At 40.0% G+C, this 19170-nt stretch carries 19 protein-coding genes; 7 read left to right on the top strand and 12 right to left on the bottom strand.

The features are described from left to right. The first annotated feature begins 6 nt into the window (after positions 1–6). From J8M01_RS13365 to J8M01_RS13380, 4 genes are read left to right on the top strand one after another with little or no spacing between them, the layout of a single operon-like run. Positions 7–339, top strand: a complete 333-nt coding sequence (locus J8M01_RS13365) for a hypothetical protein (RefSeq protein WP_192505837.1) — start codon at positions 7–9, stop codon at positions 337–339. Between the two features lie 17 nt (positions 340–356). Next, positions 357–2021 (top strand): DUF1566 domain-containing protein, encoded by a 1665-nt coding sequence (locus tag J8M01_RS13370; protein ID WP_211058338.1) that lies wholly within the window; start codon positions 357–359, stop codon positions 2019–2021. A gap of 9 nt (positions 2022–2030) precedes the next feature. Continuing rightward, positions 2031–2543 (top strand): DUF1566 domain-containing protein, encoded by a 513-nt coding sequence (locus J8M01_RS13375; protein ID WP_348772759.1) that lies wholly within the window; start codon positions 2031–2033, stop codon positions 2541–2543. 56 nt (positions 2544–2599) lie between these two features. Further along, the gene (locus J8M01_RS13380) at positions 2600–3367 is read left to right on the top strand and encodes a YggN family protein (RefSeq protein ID WP_211048057.1); all 768 of its coding nucleotides are present in this window, start codon (positions 2600–2602) and stop codon (positions 3365–3367) included. On the opposite strand, the gene J8M01_RS13385 is transcribed toward J8M01_RS13380, so the two are convergent. From J8M01_RS13385 to zapB, 7 genes are all read right to left on the bottom strand, one after another. Beyond that, the gene (locus J8M01_RS13385) at positions 3364–4197 is read right to left on the bottom strand and encodes an amidohydrolase family protein (RefSeq protein WP_211058340.1); all 834 of its coding nucleotides are present in this window, start codon (positions 4195–4197) and stop codon (positions 3364–3366) included. The genes J8M01_RS13380 and J8M01_RS13385 overlap by 4 nt on opposite strands. Further along, positions 4194–4922 (bottom strand): SDR family oxidoreductase, encoded by a 729-nt coding sequence (locus J8M01_RS13390; protein ID WP_210996550.1) that lies wholly within the window; start codon positions 4920–4922, stop codon positions 4194–4196. The genes J8M01_RS13385 and J8M01_RS13390 overlap by 4 nt, the downstream gene beginning before the upstream one ends. Positions 4923–4925: 3 nt before the next feature. Then, positions 4926–5414, bottom strand: coding sequence for a peptidylprolyl isomerase (locus J8M01_RS13395; RefSeq protein WP_210996551.1), 489 nt, complete (start codon positions 5412–5414; stop codon positions 4926–4928). A 55-nt stretch (positions 5415–5469) separates the two neighbouring features. After that, on the bottom strand, positions 5470–6936 hold the full coding sequence (locus J8M01_RS13400; RefSeq protein WP_211058349.1) for a transglycosylase SLT domain-containing protein: 1467 nt from the start codon (positions 6934–6936) through the stop codon (positions 5470–5472). An 11-nt stretch (positions 6937–6947) separates the two neighbouring features. Then, positions 6948–7943 carry a hypothetical protein gene (locus tag J8M01_RS13405; RefSeq protein WP_211058350.1) on the bottom strand — a complete coding sequence of 332 codons (996 nt, stop codon included), beginning with the start codon at positions 7941–7943 and terminating at the stop codon, positions 6948–6950. Positions 7944–8007: 64 nt separating this feature from the next. Next, a complete protein-coding gene (locus J8M01_RS13410) occupies positions 8008–8295 on the bottom strand; it encodes a cell division protein ZapA (protein ID WP_192505829.1) in 288 nt (95 codons plus the stop codon). Beyond that, entirely contained in the window at positions 8295–8525 is a 231-nt protein-coding gene (gene zapB, locus J8M01_RS13415) for a cell division protein ZapB (protein WP_192505828.1), read from the bottom strand. The genes J8M01_RS13410 and zapB overlap by 1 nt, the downstream gene beginning before the upstream one ends. A 179-nt stretch (positions 8526–8704) precedes the next feature. Here zapB and rlmJ point away from each other — a divergent pair, with 179 nt between their 5' ends. Then, positions 8705–9541 (top strand): 23S rRNA (adenine(2030)-N(6))-methyltransferase RlmJ, encoded by an 837-nt coding sequence (rlmJ, locus tag J8M01_RS13420; protein WP_192506068.1) that lies wholly within the window; start codon positions 8705–8707, stop codon positions 9539–9541. A 49-nt stretch (positions 9542–9590) separates the two neighbouring features. On the opposite strand, the gene J8M01_RS13425 is transcribed toward rlmJ, so the two are convergent. Further along, positions 9591–10157: an alkylphosphonate utilization protein gene (locus tag J8M01_RS13425; RefSeq protein WP_192505827.1), complete on the bottom strand. Its 567-nt coding sequence runs from the start codon at positions 10155–10157 to the stop codon at positions 9591–9593. A gap of 46 nt (positions 10158–10203) precedes the next feature. Further along, positions 10204–10947 carry a transporter substrate-binding domain-containing protein gene (locus tag J8M01_RS13430; RefSeq protein ID WP_192505826.1) on the bottom strand — a complete coding sequence of 248 codons (744 nt, stop codon included), beginning with the start codon at positions 10945–10947 and terminating at the stop codon, positions 10204–10206. A 176-nt stretch (positions 10948–11123) separates the two neighbouring features. Between J8M01_RS13430 and J8M01_RS13435 the strand changes: the two genes are divergently transcribed. Continuing rightward, positions 11124–12392, top strand: coding sequence for an HDOD domain-containing protein (locus J8M01_RS13435; protein ID WP_211058351.1), 1269 nt, complete (start codon positions 11124–11126; stop codon positions 12390–12392). A 10-nt stretch (positions 12393–12402) separates the two neighbouring features. Here J8M01_RS13435 and J8M01_RS13440 read toward each other — a convergent pair whose 3' ends face one another. From J8M01_RS13440 to J8M01_RS13450, 3 genes are all read right to left on the bottom strand, one after another. Beyond that, positions 12403–13881: a Ppx/GppA phosphatase family protein gene (locus tag J8M01_RS13440; protein ID WP_211058352.1), complete on the bottom strand. Its 1479-nt coding sequence runs from the start codon at positions 13879–13881 to the stop codon at positions 12403–12405. Then, on the bottom strand, positions 13878–15965 hold the full coding sequence (gene ppk1, locus J8M01_RS13445; RefSeq protein ID WP_211058353.1) for a polyphosphate kinase 1: 2088 nt from the start codon (positions 15963–15965) through the stop codon (positions 13878–13880). Before ppk1 ends, J8M01_RS13440 begins: the two co-directional genes overlap by 4 nt. A 110-nt stretch (positions 15966–16075) precedes the next feature. Continuing rightward, positions 16076–16582: an ACT domain-containing protein gene (locus J8M01_RS13450; RefSeq protein WP_192505822.1), complete on the bottom strand. Its 507-nt coding sequence runs from the start codon at positions 16580–16582 to the stop codon at positions 16076–16078. 347 nt (positions 16583–16929) lie between these two features. Here J8M01_RS13450 and J8M01_RS13455 point away from each other — a divergent pair, with 347 nt between their 5' ends. Next, entirely contained in the window at positions 16930–19164 is a 2235-nt protein-coding gene (locus J8M01_RS13455; RefSeq protein WP_211058354.1) for an ABC transporter permease subunit, read from the top strand. The last annotated feature ends 6 nt before the right edge of the window (positions 19165–19170 follow it).

Below are 19170 nucleotides of genomic sequence, written 5' to 3' on the forward strand. Positions count from 1 at the left end.
CAGTCCATGAGCGATGATAGAGCCTATATTAAAAGCGGTCGTAACACGATCATTCACAAAGAGAAAAAGCTCGATTTAGTTATTGTTAACGGGGAGTCGCACCCTAAAATACAAGTCACAGTAAATGGGCTTATTCCGTTTAAAGATGAGTTGCCTCGTAACCGCCGTGAAGCGAAAGAGCGCTATTTAGAAATAGTACATATTGCGAGTGCAGATATATTTGGGGAAGTAAAAAGGCTGTTATTCATTCAGTCTTTAGACGGCCGAGAATACAAAGTGGATTATAGTAAAGTAGGTACGAAGTTATTTGTAAGAATTCATCAAGATAGCTACATGTAACAGGCTAGGAGCGAAGTATGTTGAACCGTTTAGTCCTTCCATTATTGATTGGGAGTTTGTTAGTTGGATGCGGTGGTGGTTCGTCATCTTCAGAGCCTGCACAAGAAAATGCCAGTATTAACGTCAATAATAATATCACCGTAGTTGAAAAAGCGAGCGTGACGATTGCAGCTTCAGCTTCCCCGGCTGATGGGGTGTTTAATTGGCAGGTTATAAGCGGGCCAGCATTAGAAGGTTTCCCTCAACAGGCAAGTGAAGTAACCATAACGGCACCAGATGTGAAAACAGATAGCGTGATAATGTTGCAGGTGGATTACCGTGCGCCAAATGATAAAACTGCTTCTGATACAATCACGATCAATGTGACCTCTGAAAATCAATTACCTATTCCTGCCATTACTCAAACAGCGCCGGATGTGCTACCAGCTAAATATCCAGATACGGTTAAATTAAGTGCTGCAACATCGTCAGACCCAGATACAAACGGAGCGATTGTGTCTTATCAGTGGCAACAGTTAGCAGGCCCAATATTATCACTGAGTGACTTAACTCAAAGTGAAATTTCATTTGTACATCCATTGCTATTACAGACGCAAACCGCACGTTTTAGTGTAACGATTAAAGATGACGAAGGTGGCGAGGCGAGTACTGAGTTTTCAATGACATTGGCGGCGACAAATACCCCTGTATTGGCAGAAGCTGGAGATGAGCAAACAGTGACTGAGTTTGATGTGGTAACACTTGATGCGTCAAAAAGCGTCAGTGTGTCAGGGAGCTATACATGCCTTTGGAGTCAACAGGGAAGTAACTTACCTATTGTAATTAATGATGTTGCGTCGTGCACCACAACGTTTATCGCGCCAAATGTCGATAGTACTGCTGAAGTCAGTTTTAAAGTTATTATTAAAGACCCGCTCAATTTATCTGAAGATGATAGTGTCAAAGTGACGATTACGCCCAAAGCTTTAGGTCTTCGAAATGATTCGGGCTTGGATAGTTGCTTCAGCAATACCTCTGTCATTACTTGTAATGACTCAACATTTGTCAATCAAGATGGTGATGTTGGGCGCGATAGCGTCGCGAATTTAATTGATAAGACAGGCACAGGTAGAGTTGGCTTTGATTTTACCAAATTGAATCAATTTGCTGATGAGCTCCCTGATTCTGAGACCGAATTTACCTGTGTTCGTGATAACGTAACAGGCTTAATTTGGGAAGTAAAAGAGACCAATACTGGCACAGTCCCCAATACATCAATACGGGATGGTAAAAACCATTATACTTGGTATTTATCTGCTGATGGGAGTGCACAAGATGGTTCAATTATTGGTCCAGCCAATTCCACGTGCCCAAGTAATGTCAATTGTGGGATTCAATCTTTAATAGATGATGTTAATGCCAGTAATTTTTGTGGAGGCAGTAATTGGCGCCTTCCAACGTACTTAGAGTTACTCGGGATTATTGACTTTGGCCATAGTGATGGGAAGCAATTATTAGATCCAATCTTCTTTCCAAATATACCGTCTGCCGCATTATTAAATCATCAGTATTATTGGACAACTCAAACAAGCGTTGATGGTCGTAGTTTAACCCAAGCTTTTATTCTCGATATGCAAACAGGTAATGATTTAGCTTACCCGAAAAAGAATACTGCGTATGTGCGTTTGGTTAGAACACCTTAGGAGTTATTTGTGAGAATTTTTATATTAATCTGCATATCTATGACTTCAATGTCGTTATTAGCAGCGCAAACTTGTATATCAACCGTTGGTAGTACGTCGCCGACGGAACGGTTTTCAATCTCAACAGAAGGCACTGTGACAGACTCTTTCACTGGGCTTATGTGGCAACGGTGTAATTTTGGCCAAATATATAATTCGGGTGATCAGAGTTGCACAGGTACAGCTCAACAACTTAATTGGCAACAAGCTTTGAGTGCCGCTGCGAATGATGAGCTTGGGGAGTTTAAAGATTGGCATGTACCAAATATAAAAGAGTTGGCAAGTATTGTTGAGTTCCAGTGTGTAGAACCTGCTGCCAATATCACCATTTTCTCAGGAACGCTGAATGAAAACTATTGGACGAGTACCACTGCGATAACACAAATTGACCATGCGTGGGCTTACCAGTTTTCAGATGGGAAAAACAACATTAAAGCCAAAACATCTGATATATTTTTACGACTCGTTCGGTACAGCAAATAGTTTTGGTATTGCGTAAAAGTTTGATATTCTGACGCGATGTACGTTAAGGGGATTCTATGTCATTCATAAAGCGCTGCAGTTTGCTGTTGTCTATGTTGCCACTTACTTGCTTTGCTCAGGGGAAGTGTGAGGTTGAGCTTGGGCATGGTTTGATTATAACTGATTCAGTGATCCGTATTGTTGATAAAGGGCAAACTCGAGTACAAATTAATAATGATACCCAACTTTTAATTCAAGGCTATTGGATCGATCTCTCTGAACAAGAAACACAAGTTTTATATGAGTATTCAAAAGGGATACGAGACACCGTTCCTGAATTGGTAAGTTTAGCAACGGATGGTGTAAATTTGGGTTTAAGTGCGATTGAACAAGTTGTTGAAGGTATGTCAGATAAAGAACCTGAAGTACTTAAAACACAGTTACAGTATGTTGAGCGTGCTTTAATGGATAAGTTTAAAAGAGGGGATGATTTCTTCTTTATTGCACCTCAGTCTTTATCGAAGATAGATGATTTTTTCACGAAAGAGATTAGTCAAAAAATTCACTCAGCTGTTCATGGATCTTTAGGAGCGATTTTAGTCTCTTTAGGCGATGCGTTTAAATCGCGAGAGGGCAATATAGAAGACCGTATTACTGATATGAGCCAGCGGATGGATATTATCACGAAAGAAATTGATAAATCGTTAGAGAAAAAAGCACAACAACTAGAAAGTAAAGCTGAAGAATATTGTGAGTGCTTAAATACCTTGGATGAAACGGAGGCTAGGCTTCAGGCAATAGTGCCGGATCTAACCGCTTATGATTTAGTACAAATACGATCTTAAAGGCGATATAACCGTTTTGCATTGTGGTAACTGAGTTTTTTCCATAACACTTCACTTTCAACAAGTTGACGGTACTCCAGCCATATTTCTTCATAACTTTTTTCCATCAAACATACGGGGTAATTTGAAGCGAACATGATACGTTCATCTCCAAAGTATTGAAGACATAGTTGTAGACATGTGTTTTTTGATAATGGAGATATAAGATGCTCGAAACCCGAAAATTTGATCGCTATATTTGGACAGCTTGATAGCTTAGCCATGCTGTGATCCCATTGTGTATTACGTTCAAGCAACCCTGCATGATTAAGAAACAATGATAGGTGAGGTAATGATAGGCAGTAGTTGGCAACTTGGTTAGCAACTTGTTGATTGTTTAGTTCAAACTGTGCTTCAAAGCATAACTTGTGACAGCTCAAAGTGGAGAGGTTTGTGAATACATTGGGGTGCAGTAAACGTATTGCATCAGTGCCTTCAGTAATATCACGAATACCTCTAAGGCAAGGGTCGTGAAGCAACTTAGAGAGCTGCTCAGAAAAGTGTATCGGCTCTAATGTGATATCAATATAGGCAATAGCCCCGTACCGCAATGGCCGAGCTGCCTTCGCAAGCCATTCGAGTTCTTTGTGAGGATGTTGATTATTAAATCCGGCTTCAATATGCACAACTGCTTCCACTAAGAAAGTGGGATTTTTTAAGTGATTGGGATTATGGTTTTGTTTTATCAGAGATAAGTTGGCCCAATTTGGCGGGGTATCCCCCACCAGCCATTCATATTGACCCATTTGCAAATCAAAAAAATGAATGTGAGGATCAATAATGGCAATCATTGCGCCGTATACCCCCCGTCAATAGTTTGTAGGCTGCCGGTTATGAAACTGGCATCATCACTGACGAGAAATGCCACTAATGCTGCAACTTCTTGCGCTTTACCCAAGCGACCAAGTGGTTGCAATGCGGCTTCTTCTGCAACTATCGTGGCTTTATCTGCGTTGCTTTGTTCACAATATTTATCGATTGCGCTATGGAATAGTGGAGTTTCTATTGTGCCAGGGCACACTGCATTGGCGCGAATGTTATTTGATGCGTAATCTAGCGCTGTTGTTTTGGCCATTGAGGCGAGTGCTGACTTTGTTAAATTATAAGCGAATGAATTGCGTTTACCGACGAGAGCTTGATCTGAGGAAATGAAAATAATAGCCCCATTATTTTGGGCTTTCATTGTTGGTAATACGGCTTTTGTGGCCGCGTATGCACCTTTTACATTAAGAGAAAAGAGCTGATCAAGAGTTTTTTCATCAGTCTCTTCAATCGTTGCGCTTAAATGTTTTCCAGCATTGGAAACTAAGACATCAATGCGTTTGTTTTTTTCTGTGATTTGTGCGATTGCAGCGTTGACTTGTGCAACGTTACTGACATCACAATGGATGAACTGACCACGCTCACTGGGGGCTATGTCGAGGTTAAAGACTTGATAATCTTGTGATAGCAGCTTTTCGACAATGGCGAGGCCAATGCCAAAGCTGCCACCGGTAACAATGGCAACTTTTGTCATAGTTTAATGTCCACAACCACCGGCACCGTGAACATGCCCATGTGAGAGTTCTTCTGCCGTGGCTTCTCGTACCGAGATCACTTCTACGTCGAACGTTAAAGTTTTACCAGCGAATGGGTGGTTAAGGTCACAGTCAGCGTTGAACTTCCCCACTTTAATGATGGTAACTTGATGTCTACCTTGGTTTGACTCCACAATGGCAGACATACCTGCTTTCCAAGCTTTATTGTTGCCTAAGCCTTGTAGGTGTTTAATTGGGATACGCTGTACTAAGCCTTCTTTAAACTCTCCATACGACTCTTCTGGAGAAAGTGTCACGCTGAATTTATCTCCCGTCGTTTTATTATCAAGCGCTTTTTCAAGACCAGGCAGCATACTGTCATTACCGTGTATGTAGCTAAGCGGCTCATCAGTAGTGCTCGTTTCAATATGTTGATCGCCTTCACTGAGTGTGTAATGGAATTCAACAGCGGTGTCTTTAGTAATGTGCATATCAGTCTCTGTAAGTAATTTATACAGTCATTTTACGTGACGATGCACTACTAAGCTAGGGTCTAGGCCCGCTTTCTGGTTTCACGAGCACCTCTAACTCCGACAAATACTGTTTAGTGTTTACAGGTTCAGATACCAACTGTGGCTTGGGTAAATGCAAAATCAGCGTATTGCCTGGTTTGAGCATGCTGTGTGCTGATATCTCATTCCAAATCATTAAGTCTTTGACCGAGACCTTGTAGAGCTGACTGACCTCCCATAAAGAGTCACCGGGTTTGATTTGGTGAAAATATTCAATTGTGACGGGCTTGGTTTGTTTCTTTTCAATAAGGTAAGGACTGATCTCGTAATCAATGAGTAAACTATTAGATTGGGTTACTTTATTTAGAGAAAGTACTTCACCAATATGTAATAAGGAGCTCGTTTTGTTATTGAGTAGCGTGATTGTTTTAACTTTAGTATTAAAACGCTTAGCGATGCCATAAAGGGTATCACCTTTTTTTACCGTATATGTTTGGCTAAAGTGACGCTTAAAGAACTGACTTTGTAATAGTTTTTTTTCAGTCATTGGCAGTAATACTTTATGTGGACCTTGAGGGGAACTTTGATGACGAAGAAAGCCGGGATTTAAGTGGTGGATTGTTTGTTTAGGAACATTCACTAGGGAAGAAAGAACGCCAAAATCAAATTGCTGACCTACATCTAATGCGGTCGTGAGCGCGTAGTTAGGTAGGTGTGGCCGAGTAAATTTTGGGTGCTTTTTTTGTAATAAATAGCTTAACGCAAGTAATTTAGGTACGTACTCAGATGTTTCTTTTGGCAGTTTTAAGTGCCAAAAGTGCGTACTGATCCCCTTTGCTCTATTACGGTCAATGGCCTTCTTTACTCGGCCTTCCCCCGTGTTATAGGCGGCTATTGCATGTAACCAGTTGCCATTAAAGCGTTTGTATAAATAGCTTAAATAGTCGAGGGCAGCATCCGTCGCGGAGAGTACGTCTTTGCGTCCATCGTACCAAGGATCAGATATTGCGCCAAAGTGGTATGCTGTCGCTTCAACTAATTGCCATACGCCAACGGCTTTTTGTTGAGAAACAGCTGTGGGCCTAAAATCACTTTCTACGAACGGCAGTAAAACGAGCTCCATAGGCAACCCGCGTTGTTCAACACGTTTCACGATATGGTATAGATATGGCGCGGCCCTTTTGTTGACCTGAGCCAAATAAGTTGGTTGTGCTAAATACCAATCAATACGTTTATGCAGCCGAGATGTAGGTACGACATCAAAGCTTAATTGGTTAACTATCACTTGCCAAAGGTTGGTTATGGGAGGCAGTAAAGGGGGCTCTTCGGGTAACTTAAAATTGTTAGCTGGCGGCTTGGTTGAGCTTGGTTCTATTTTTGGCTCAGGTTTGTTGGTCTTTGTAAGAGCTGTAAATACCGCTTGAGTATTATCTTCCTGTGGCTGAATTGTCGTACAGCCATTTAAAGTTCCAAGGATGGTCAGTAAATAAAAAATGCGCATGGATTCGCCTTTTACAATTGAGGAGGCGGGGTATTGGGCATTTGCACAGATAGCGTTTTGTTATTATTTTTTGGGTTGTGCTGCACGGCAATCTGATATAACAATGTTAGTTTGGGCTGTAATTCCTTTTTAGGATATCGCTTGAGTAATTCTTCAGGGAGCTCATTATTTTGTCGTATACTGTGCTTCATCACGGTGCGTAAAAAAGTGATAGGTTTGTTTAATGCGGCACGCTTATAGGGTTTTCCATGGCTTGGAAGTAGCCATTTAATCTGTGATGTATTTTCCATAATACTTAAAGTCTGAAGCCATTGATTGAGCTTTGAGTGTGTGACGTAGGGGATCGGATCGATGCTGGTACCCGCAAACATGCCATTGTTGAGGTGACTGAATACAAATAAATCTTCTTTACTGAATGCTGAATACGTTTCGATATCAATTAAATGGTTACCTAGTTGCAATTGCTTTTTGACCTCGATGGGAGCGCGAAGAGGAATATTTTTCCAATCTTGGATCCGTTGATTAGCCTGTCGCATTTTATTTTTCCAAAGCGCTTTGCCTTCTAAATCAAAATTTTCCACTCTTTGAGTGCTGACCTCATAACTATTTAAGTACTGGGAGATTTTGTCGTTGTAGGCATGCTGATAATTGCTTAGGTTATGTTTCACATGTGAAGGTGCAATCCACGAGGCTGCAGGAAATGCACGTTGCATTAAAGCAATGCCAAGTACTTCATGAATGTCACTACTCGTACTAATTAAATAGCAAACAGGGACTTTTATACGGTTCTTAATTTGCTTGATGGTCAGCTCAATGGCGGTGAAATCACCATGTGCATTTATAACGGCAGCGCAATTTTTACCTGTCAGTATGGCAAGGTTTGTTTGTAACTGTATTGCATTTTTTGGTGGAGAAATAATAAATGTATTAGGATCAATCTGATGCCACTTTTGGGCAAAGGTAAAAAATGAAAAACACAATAGAAATATAAAAATGAAAAAACGCATAATTAGAAAAACCCATCTATCTCATGTCGATAATTTAACCGAAAATACGTTTTTTATAAAGACTTCAATCTACCTCAAGGTGTGATACTAGCTTATCAATTAGTATTTGTTGCGACTGATGGTGCGTTTGTTGCTGCTGCTCAAGAGCTTGCAAATCGTGACACAAATAAAGCGCAGCCATGAGCAATGCATTTTGTTCATTACGAACTGTGGCGCGTTGCTTCATTTGGGTAACGCGCTCATTCAGTAAATTCGCGGCATCGAGGAGCACGTTTTCTTGCCCCTCAGAACAGGCAAATTGATGGGTTTTGCCAAGCAGGGTCACATCAACTTGATTGATCTTCTCAGACATTAGCTCGCCTGGGTTGCACTTTGCAGTTTATCAAGTAGATTCGTTAAAGTACTACTTGTTTCTTTTTGCTTCTCTTCACTTTCAAGTACTTCAAGTTGTAAAGTTTCATTTTCATCGATTAGTTTACTATTTTGCTCTTTAAGTCCTGAAACTTCATTATTTAGTCGCTCATTTTGAGCAATGAGTTGATCGATCAGCTGTTCGAGTTGAGGGAGAGTGTCGTTATTCATAAATGCGCTCTTATACAGTATTTTTGTCATGCAAATGTAAAACAAAGTGACGTAGGATGCTAGTCATTACGCACCTTTATGCTGATTTTTCTATGGCTTTGGGTAATAATGACGGATATACCCTATTTTATTCACAAGCGGTTCAGCAAAATTGCTCAATTGCGAAGCAAGGTCTCTTTATGCTTAGTTACAGACATTCATTTCATGCGGGTAATCCAGCAGATATTATTAAACATTTAGTCCTTGCGACAGTATTAGAGTACATGACTCGCAAGGATAAGCCTTTGGATTACATTGATACTCATTCCGGAGCTGGTTTTTTTGAGCTCAACAGTAGTGATGCGCAAAAGACCCAAGAGTATTTAGACGGCATAGCAAAGCTTTGGCACTATGATGGTGGCAATGAAACGTTGGCGCATTTTGTTACTTTGGTTAAATCGTTTAATAAAACAGACTTGTTATATTATCCGGGTTCGCCGAAAATGGCTGAGCAATTTTTAAGACGTCAAGATAAAGGATGGTTTTTTGAATTACACCCTAAAGACTTGGGGCTTTTAGAAGAGAATTTGTCACATAAAAAGTCTTTAAGAGTCCGTGGTGAAGATGGATTTAAAGGGTTACTTGGATTGGTACCACCTGCATCAAGACGTGCATGTGTTTTAATGGATCCTCCGTATGAAATAAAAACGGATTATCAGCAAGCTGCGAAAATGATCATTAAAGCACATAAACGTTTTAACTCTGGTACTTATATGATTTGGTACCCAGTTGTGGATAGAGAGCGTATTGACCTGTTAGAAGAGACGCTTAAGGAGTCAGGTATTAACAATATTCAACTGTTTGAATTGGCAACCAGTTGCGATACTCAAGAACATGGTATGACAGCTTCGGGTATGATAGTAATTAACCCCCCTTGGACATTGAAAGCGGCTATGGACGATGTATTACCTGAGTTGGTTGACATCTTGAGTGATGAAAATGGGTTTTACCGCAGCGAACAGCTTGTCGAAGAATAAGTTAGCCGGTGCCCCTATTGTCATATAGCGGCACCACTTTGAATCCGAGTTACTTTTTGACGAATTTAGTTAATATAACAATGCGTTGACCATCAACTCGACCTTCTATATGGTCCGGATTAGAGGTTAGGCCAATATTACGCACTGCGGTTCCTCTTTTTGCCACAATACTACTGCCTTTTACATCTAGATCTTTAATTAGCACTACGGTATCGCCTGCATTGAGTCGTACACCGTTGCTGTCCAGATGAACAATCTCATCTTCATCTGCGAGTACCTGAGCAGCCCAAGTTCGCGTGTCATCTTCTAAATACAACATATCTAACGCATCTTGTGCCCAACTATGCTCGACAGCCAATTGGCTTAATAAACGAAAAGCAACGACTTGTACGGCTGGTGTTTGGCTCCACATGCTATCATTTAGGCAATGCCAATGATTTGTTTGTAGCGTTTCATTGCCCTCAACTTGGGGTTTGCATGTTGAGCATAGATACACACATTTATCTGAGTGAGCTTCATTTACAGGTGGTACTTCAAAAACGTCAAGACCTGTATTATTGCTACATAATTCACATTGTCCGTTGCTTCTTTGAGCTAAAGTGGCGGCGATACTCATAATTTATTCCTACAAACATAGATGAAAGTGGAATTATACGTGATTATTATGGACCCTCGCTAGTGGTGCTTAGAGATTGTAAGTACTTTCGTTCAATGTTCTTAAAGTAGGTTTTTTTTGACAAAGCTTCAATTGCTTTATTTATGATTGGCAATAGGTTTTTATGCTTAGACAATAAGCGCATGTGGATATACCCTTGAGAGTGTATTGCAGCCATAAAAAATGGAATATTCAGTTTCTTAGACCAATACAGCGCTGGCAAATTACCGATTATGATTTGATCAACACGTTTACGATGTAGTGCAAGCATCAACTCTTTTTCAGAATTGAAATCGACGCGTTCAAACACTTCATCATTATGATAATAGTAACCTCGAACCGTGCCTACAATCATATGCTCAAGAGAGGGGGGAACATGTGTTTTTAGACGAGTCACAATGTATTCTGAGATTGGTAATATTGCAATGGAAAATATATATTGTGGATTGTTTAACTCAGTGTCTTTTAGCCAGCTAGGGCTCACTAAATCAAAGTCTATTTTTTGCTGCTGTAAGTAATAGTTGGTACGCTTTGCTGGCAAGAGGAGATCTTCCCCTGTAATATTTGCTTCTTTTAAAATTGCTTGGATTGCTTCAGGAAGTATGCCAGGAGCCCTTGGGTCATGTGTGTAATAAGGGTAATAGTTACCTGAGCCACTTAAGCTATACTCTAAGTGGTTTTTGGTGAGTGCGTTTGATGACCAAACAGCACACACTAAATAAAGGGTTACTATTCTTTTTGGTACATTCATATCACAATATTAGTCCAAAACCGTGTGAAGGAATACTAGATGCGTGTAAAGTTTATTTATAAGTTTATACGTATATTGATAATTATTGATAAGAACATGAGTTTTTAATTGCTCAGCTTACATGCATATCGTATTCTGATAGTTCCCGAGCTTCATTAGTTAAAACAAGGGTATTGATGTTGATGAGTGGCACGATCGCAAAAGTTAAAAATTCTTCAGTGCAATATATTGCACGCCAGCCAATACTTGATAAAGCTCAAAATATCTATGCGTATGAATTATTGTATCGAGATTCAGATAACAATGCTTTTCCGTCTGGCGTGACCGATGGTCAAGCCACGGGCCGAATGTTTTTCAATTCGTTAATGTTTGTAGGCGTTGATCGGCTTGCGGCAGGACATAGAGCATTTATTAACCTCTCTGACGAATCTTTATTACATGAGCTCCCAAAGTTACTTAATCCTGAAAATCTAATTGTAGAAATCGTCGAACGCTCGCAAAATATTACCGAGTTGGTTGAAACGGTCGTAAGACTAAAAAAGCAAGGTTATCATTTTGCTTTAGATGATTATGACGGGGACGCACGTTGGGCACCCTTATTGCCACTTATGAATTATATTAAGTTAGAAGTCGAGCAGCCAATCATTAAAACAACGATGATGCTGAAAAAGCTAAAACGGACCTATCCGGATGTAAAAATAGTTGTGGAACGGATTGAAACGCTCGAGGAATATAACTTTATTCATGCTGCTGGGGCCGATTATTTCCAAGGCTTCTTTTTTGCTCGTCCAGAAATGTTAAACCATGGCAACATTGAACCCTCCAAAGCTGCGATTTTCGATTTACTACGTTGCACAGCGAAAACGAATTTGTGTTTTAAAGAAGTTCAGCAGCGAGTTGCGAAAGATTTAAGCTTAACAGCAAGAATTTTAAAATTAGCAAATGCGAAAGCTGGCGATAATAAAATTGAAATGAAGTCGATTGCTCAAGCTGTTGTGTATTTGGGAGAGGATGCGATACGCCAATTTGTTCGAGTATTAGCACTGAGTGAGCTCGGGCTTGATAAGCCAGCAGAGCTGACAAAAATGGGCTTGATGCGAGCTCGGTTTATTGAACTATTTCTAGCACCGGGTGGAGATGAAATGGCTGAGCAGGGCTATTTAATCGGTTTAATGTCAATATTAGATGCCATATTAGAGATTGAGTTGTCGGTGGTTATTTCTGAGTTTTCTTTAGATAGTTCATTAAGTAGTGCGTTGTTAAATTATCAAGGACTTATGGGGGGCGCGTTGCGCTTAGCATTAGAAATTGAGCATAATAACTGGCAAGAGGCTGAAGCCATTCTGAATGCCATTCGACCCGCGACGAATAAAACGCACTTGTTTGATTTAGCGATGCAAAGCCGGACTTATGCAGATGATATTTTTGCCGTGGTGCACGTTTAACATCAGTTTATTAAATTAGAGCCAAATTGATATTGAGTGGTGTTAGATAACGTTGCTCTTGCTGTAAATCAGCAAATAAAATCGAGTGCTTGTTTGCCCAATCCGCATCGAGTTTAATGCTCAGTGTATCTTCTTGTGCTTGCAATTCTATCTTACCTGTTTGTTGATACTGTCGCTTCTGGTTGCAAATTATTGCTAAGCGCAGCAAGGTCAATAGTTTAGCAAAGTTCTTTGGTTGCTCAGTAAAAAGTGCGTGAATGTCAGTTGGTTTGATTTTCTTTCGGTAAAAACGAATTAAAGTGCTGAGTAATAGTTGTTGTTCTTGTGTAAAACCAGGAAGTTGGCTGTGCATAATAATATAAGCACTATGCTTGTGTAAGCCTGATGAATTGATAGTCAAACCAACTTCGTGAAGTTGTGCAGCCCAGCATAAAATCTGTAAATCACAGCTATTGAGCTGCCAGCTTCGTTCTGTTGCGGCAAAAAATTGTCGTAAAGTTTGACAAATGTTATCGCTATGGGCTGTATCAACAGTGTAGTGCTCGCATAAAGTATTTATAGTACGGGCACGAATATCAAACTCTTTACGCTGGTGGGCCTCATGCATAAGTCCTTCACGTAATGCAAAATCACAGTATTCTAAAGAGTGAATGTTGAGTTGTTTAAATATCGCAATTAATACAATGAGGCCACCGACAATACTATTGCGGCGTTCAATAGGAAGCCCTTTTAGCACCAATAGTTGTAATTGTTGTTGTTCAAATATGAGTGTTTTGATGTGTGTTAGACTTTTCAGAGTGAGGTGTGACTCATTAAAGTAAGCATGATTGATTGCGCTCAGTGTCTTGATGGTACCTGAGGTACCTAAGCAGGTTTCCCAACCTTTGTTTAAATAACTAGCCGTAATTACTTCTAAGTCTTGCTCAGCTTTGATTAGTGCTTTATTAAAGCGTTTTTCTGTTAACTTACCATCTGAGAAAAACTGCTGCGTCATGTTAACACAACCCATATTACGGCTTGTCAATAAGAGGTGGTTAAAATGTCGGCCAATAATGAGTTCACTACTACCTCCACCAATATCAATAACTAATCTGTTGTGTTCATTATGAATATAGTTAGCGACGCCTTGATAAATAAGGCGTGCTTCTTCTTGCCCCGAAATAACATTGATTTTAAATGGGAAGCATTGCTGAGCTTTGTGTAAAAAATGTTGAATATTTTTACTATTGCGCAATGTGTATGTAGCAACAACTTGTACATGACTATGAGAGAAGCTTTTTAAGGTTGTTGCAAACTGTTTTAACGCATGCAATGCGCGTTCAATTGCTTCGGATGATAGGTAGAAATCATCGTCTAGTCCTGCAGCGAGGTACACTCTTTGCTTTTCTTTATGTAATATTTGAAAGCGTCCGTCGACTTCTCTCGCAATTAATAAATGAAAGCTATTTGAGCCTAAGTCAACGGCGGCAATAGAGGGGTATTCTGTCATTGTGTGCTCTTACTATTTTCCCATTTCTTTAGATAGTCATATATTGCCAACTGTGAACGGATCTTTTTGCTATTACCTCTGCGAACATAGAGGTTCTTTTGTTCTTTATCAATGACCCTAGCTTTACATCGGTCACGTAATTGCAGCTCCAATATTTCTATAATGACGTTTTTTAATTCGTCATCATAGATAGGTGCAGTTACCTCAACACGGTGGTCAAGATTACGAGTCATCCAATCAGCAGATGAAATATAGACCTGAGGATCTCCATCGTTTTCAAATACCATAACACGGGGGTGCTCTAAAAACCGATCAACGATGCTGATAACTTTGATATTGTCACTAAAACGAGGTAAACCAGGGACCAATGCACACATCCCTCTTACTATAATACGAATTTTAACACCGTGACGGGCTGCAAAGTACAGCTTATCTACCAATTGCTTATCAACTAGGTTATTTATCTTTATTGTGATTTTACCTATCTTTCCTTGTTCGCACAGTCGTACCTCACGGTCGATTAAATCAAGAATACGATCTCTTGCATTGACAGGAGAAATCATCAAATGTTCAAAATGAAAGGGTCGATAGCTGCTTTCTATAAATTTGAAAACGCTATCACATTCATTACATATATCGGTGTGTTTTGTAAACAGACTAAAGTCAGTATAAATCTTCGCTGTTTTCTCGTGGAAATTACCGGTGCCGATATGCGCGTATTTTACTATTCTCCCTTTCTCTTTACGGTGAATGACGCAGAGTTTGCTATGCACTTTTAATGCAGGAATACCGACCATTACCTTAATCCCAGCCTCGGAAAGTAATTTAGCCCATTCAATATTATTTTGCTCATCAAAACGGGCTTTTAACTCGACCATGACGGTTATTTTCTTGCCGTTTTTGGCTGCACTTAATAAAGATGAAATTAACCGAGAGCGACTGGCAACTCGATAAATATTCACCTTTATTTGTGTAACTTTGGGATCAAAAGCAGCTTGGCGTACATATTCCAACATGTGGTTAAAGGTATGATAGGGATAATAAAGCAGAATATCCTTCTCTGAAATCGCTTTGAATACACTGCCATGCGCGTCGAAGGCTGCACTTTGTAATGGCTGTAATGGCGCGTTTTCTAAATGCTTTCGTCCAACATTTGGAAACGAAATAAAGTCTCTAAAATTACGATAGCGGCCTCCGGGGATCAGGGCATCTTGATGGGTAACACCGAGACGTTTTTTCATGATTTTAAGCATTTCTTCGGGCATAGCTTGGTCATATACGAGCCTAACGGGTTCCGCACATAAGCGTTGTTTTAAGCCTTTAGACATTTTATCTAAAAGGCCTTCTTCTATTTCGTTATCTAGATTGTACTCTGCATCTCGGGTCAGTTTTATTGCATAGCCATCGATACTATCAAAATTGAAAAAGCCTTTAAAAACATCCTTTATGAAATATTGAACGACATCGTCTAGCATCACAATTGTTTTATGACGCTTGGCTTTTTCTGGGGGTAATTGAACAAAGCGTTCAATGCGATCTGTGGGGATTTCAAGTAATGCGTGATGTTGCTTTTCTCCGAGCATTTGCACAAAAAAATAGATCATCGTATCGTTGATATTGTTAGAGTAATCTTTATTCTCAGTTAATAGCATGGGCGACATCTGTGGTAATACTTGGTCTTTAAAGAATTGTTTAAGCCACGCTAAGTGCAGTTCCGATAAATCACGGGGCTGTGCCACATGAATATTGTGCTTTTCTAAATCGGCCAATATTTGCTGGTGAACCACGTTGAATTTCTTTCCGAGTTCAAGTACTTTTTTATTAATATTAGCAAGTAGTGCTTCATCGGCATCAAAGTGCGCATCGGATAATTTATTTAATAATACACGCCGCTTTACATCGGCCACACGAACTCGAAAAAATTCATCTAGATTATTGGAAAATATACCTAAAAATCGCATTCTTTCTATTATTGGATTGCTGTTATCTTTTGCTTCTTGTAGAACTCGTTCATTGAACGAAAGCCAACTGAGCTCTTTTGAAAAGTAACTTATCGTTTCAGTAGGATGAGAGGTCGCCTGCATTTTTTAATTCTTTAGGAAGAAATTAAAAGTAATATAGGTCCAAGGTGTGACATTTTCATGACAAGCCTTAACGCTTGTCATGACTAACTATTTACGAAATCGATATGGGGTTAATCCGATTCAATATCGACAATTAAATCGCTGGTTATTGATTCTAATGCATCAATAACATTATCTTTGTGCATGCCAGTTGGCAAGGTAACAGTTGCAAACGCACTGAATATAGGTACCCCCCAATTTGGCGCGCTTTGTTTTCGAGAATTTAAATGCGTGATGTTTGCTCCTTTATGGCGGATCACAGAAGCAAGCTCTTGTACTATACCGGGTCTATCATTGCCGGTAATAACGAGGTTTAATGTTTCGGGTGTATCAGGTGCAGCTTCTAGCTCACCTAGCTCTATTTTTATTTCTAAGCCTGCAAGCGTTTTTAAAGCATCTTGAATTTCCTGTAAATGCTCTTCAGCAATTTCAACTTGTACAATGCCCGCGAATTGGCCTGCTAAATGGCTTAAATTACTGGTAAGCCAATTACCGTGGTGTGAAAGTAATGTTGAAGATATTTCTTCAACTAGACCTGGTCGATCTTTTCCGATAATGGTTAGTACTAACTGCTTCATAATGCGTATCTCTTATTATTGTAGCCTTGTTAAGTATGACAAGGCATTGAAAAAAGCGGCTACAACAAAGTGGGTATGATCCTTATACATAGCCTACTAAGGTAGATAATGCATTTATAGATTAGTTCAGTGTTTGTGGTTGTCCAATAAATTCAACGCTGAAATGTAAACAAATGCAAACTGCTATACGTCAATCTTATTTCTTCAGTTTATGCAACTTTCCGGTTGAAAAATCCGTACCTAAAAACATGATGTTATACCTAGCTTCATGTAACATGCACGGTGTAACATAATTGTCATCTTGATGAAATATAATGCGCGCAACTTTAAGATAAAAGGGTGTTTTGATGTCTTCAAATCCGCAGCAACCGTCTTTTAAAACGGATAGAAGCCGTCTATTAAAAGATCGGTTCGCACAATATGGCATTACCGCTGGTGGGGTAATGGTTTTGATCGCTTTGTTGATGATCTTCTTCTATTTATTGTATGTTGTACAACCAATTTTGGAGTCAGCTAAAGTTGAGAAACGTGTCGACATCGTACTGCAAAATACTGAACAATATGTTGGTATTGGCGTAGAAGAACAAACAGAAATTGCTTACCTATTGAATAAAACCGGTGGGGTGGACTTTTTTCAGCTTAAAGGTGCCAATACAGGTAAAAAATTGAAAAGTCTAGCAACGAATCTAGATGGGCAAGTTACGAGCTTCGCAAAAAGTGCTCCTTTTTTGGGGCAATATGCATATGGACTTGATAATGGCCAAGTTCAATTGGTACGCCCTTCTTTCTTAGTAACTTTTCCTGGCAACGAACGGGTCATTACACCACGCTTGAGCTATCCGCTAGATGGTCAGCAATTATTAGTGGACGAACAAGGTCACGCCATTGAACGTTTAGCGTTTAGTCATTACGAAGAAAAAACAGCCGTGGTTGCATTAACGAGTGATAAGCGCGTTATATTTGCTTCTTTTACCGCGGAAGAAAATATGTTCAGTGGAGAAGTTGAGTGGGTGATTGAGCGCACAGAGTTGGCAGTTGACAGCCGCATCGATGAGTTGCTTATGTCACCAGACACAACACGGACATTCATTCGTTCAGCAAATCAAGTTTACATATTTGATACACGCGATCCTAGTGATGTTAAACAGCTCCAAATTTTGGCTGCAAATGAAGAAAATGCCAATTTAGTAGGCACCACTTTATTAGCCGGTGCTAACTCTCTCATGCTCGCAAATGATAATGGTGAAGTTTCCCAGTGGTTTGAAATTAATACAGATGATGGTCGCCAGTTTAATAAAATTCGCGCGTTTGAAACGAGCAAAAACAGCAATGTTGATATCCATAGTGAATTTTATCGTCGTACCTTCTTTACAACAACGGATAGTGGTGATTTAGGGCTTTATTATACAACGAGCCAAGCGCATTTGTGGCAAGGTAAAGTCAGCCAAGGTGCCATTGACGCTTTTGCTGTATCTCCGCGATCAAATGCGGCGTTGATTATTACAGATGATAAGCTATCCATATTTGATATTCATAACGAACACCCTGAAGTAACATGGTCTGCATTGTGGCAAGAAGTATGGTATGAAGGGTACCCAGAACCAGCTTATACGTGGCAGTCTACGTCCGCCTCAGATGACTTTGAATCAAAGTTTTCTTTGGTACCTATTTCTTTTGGTACGATTAAAGCGGCAATGTACGCCATGTTGTTCGCAGTACCGATTGCACTATCTGCAGCTATTTACACCGCATACTTTATGTCGAGCGAATTACGTCGAGTTGTTAAGCCAACGGTTGAAATAATGGAAGCACTACCAACCGTTATTTTAGGGTTTTTAGCAGGATTATGGTTAGCGCCACTCATAGAAATACACTTACCCGCAATCGTCGCATTACTCATTTTGTTACCGCTATCGATGATAGCAACCGCATTCTTGTGGACTAAATTGCCGGAGAATATACGTCATTTGCTACCCGATGGCTGGCATTCAATCATACTTATTCCGGTCGTGTTATTGGTTGGCTGGTTATCTTTTACGATAAGTGGTGGTGTAGAAGAGTATGTTTTCGATGGCAATGTTCGCCAATATTTAACCAATGAATTGGGAATGACATTTGATCAGCGCAATTCGTTAGTAGTTGGTATCGCGATGGGCTTTGCTGTTATTCCCACTATTTTCTCAATTGCTGAAGATGCGGTATTTAGTGTGCCAAAGCACTTATCAAATGGTTCACTGGCGCTCGGTGCTACTCAGTGGCAGACGTTGGTTAGGGTGGTGTTGCTGACAGCGAGTCCAGGTATATTCTCAGCGGTCATGATGGGTCTAGGTCGTGCAGTGGGTGAAACAATGATTGTACTAATGGCAACCGGTAATACACCTATTATGGATTGGAGCATCTTCCAAGGCATGCGTACATTGGCCGCCAATATTGCAGTTGAAATGCCAGAATCAGAAGTGGGTAGTTCACATTACCGCATTCTATTTTTAGCTGCATTTGTACTATTTATTTTTACTTTTGTATTTAACACGATTGCTGAGTTTGTTCGTCAGCAGTTACGTGAAAAATACAGCTCAATGTAATTACGG

The organism is Pseudoalteromonas sp. MMG005, from assembly GCF_018101015.1.
In the GTDB taxonomy this organism is placed as follows: Bacteria; Pseudomonadota; Gammaproteobacteria; order Enterobacterales; family Alteromonadaceae; genus Pseudoalteromonas; species Pseudoalteromonas aurantia.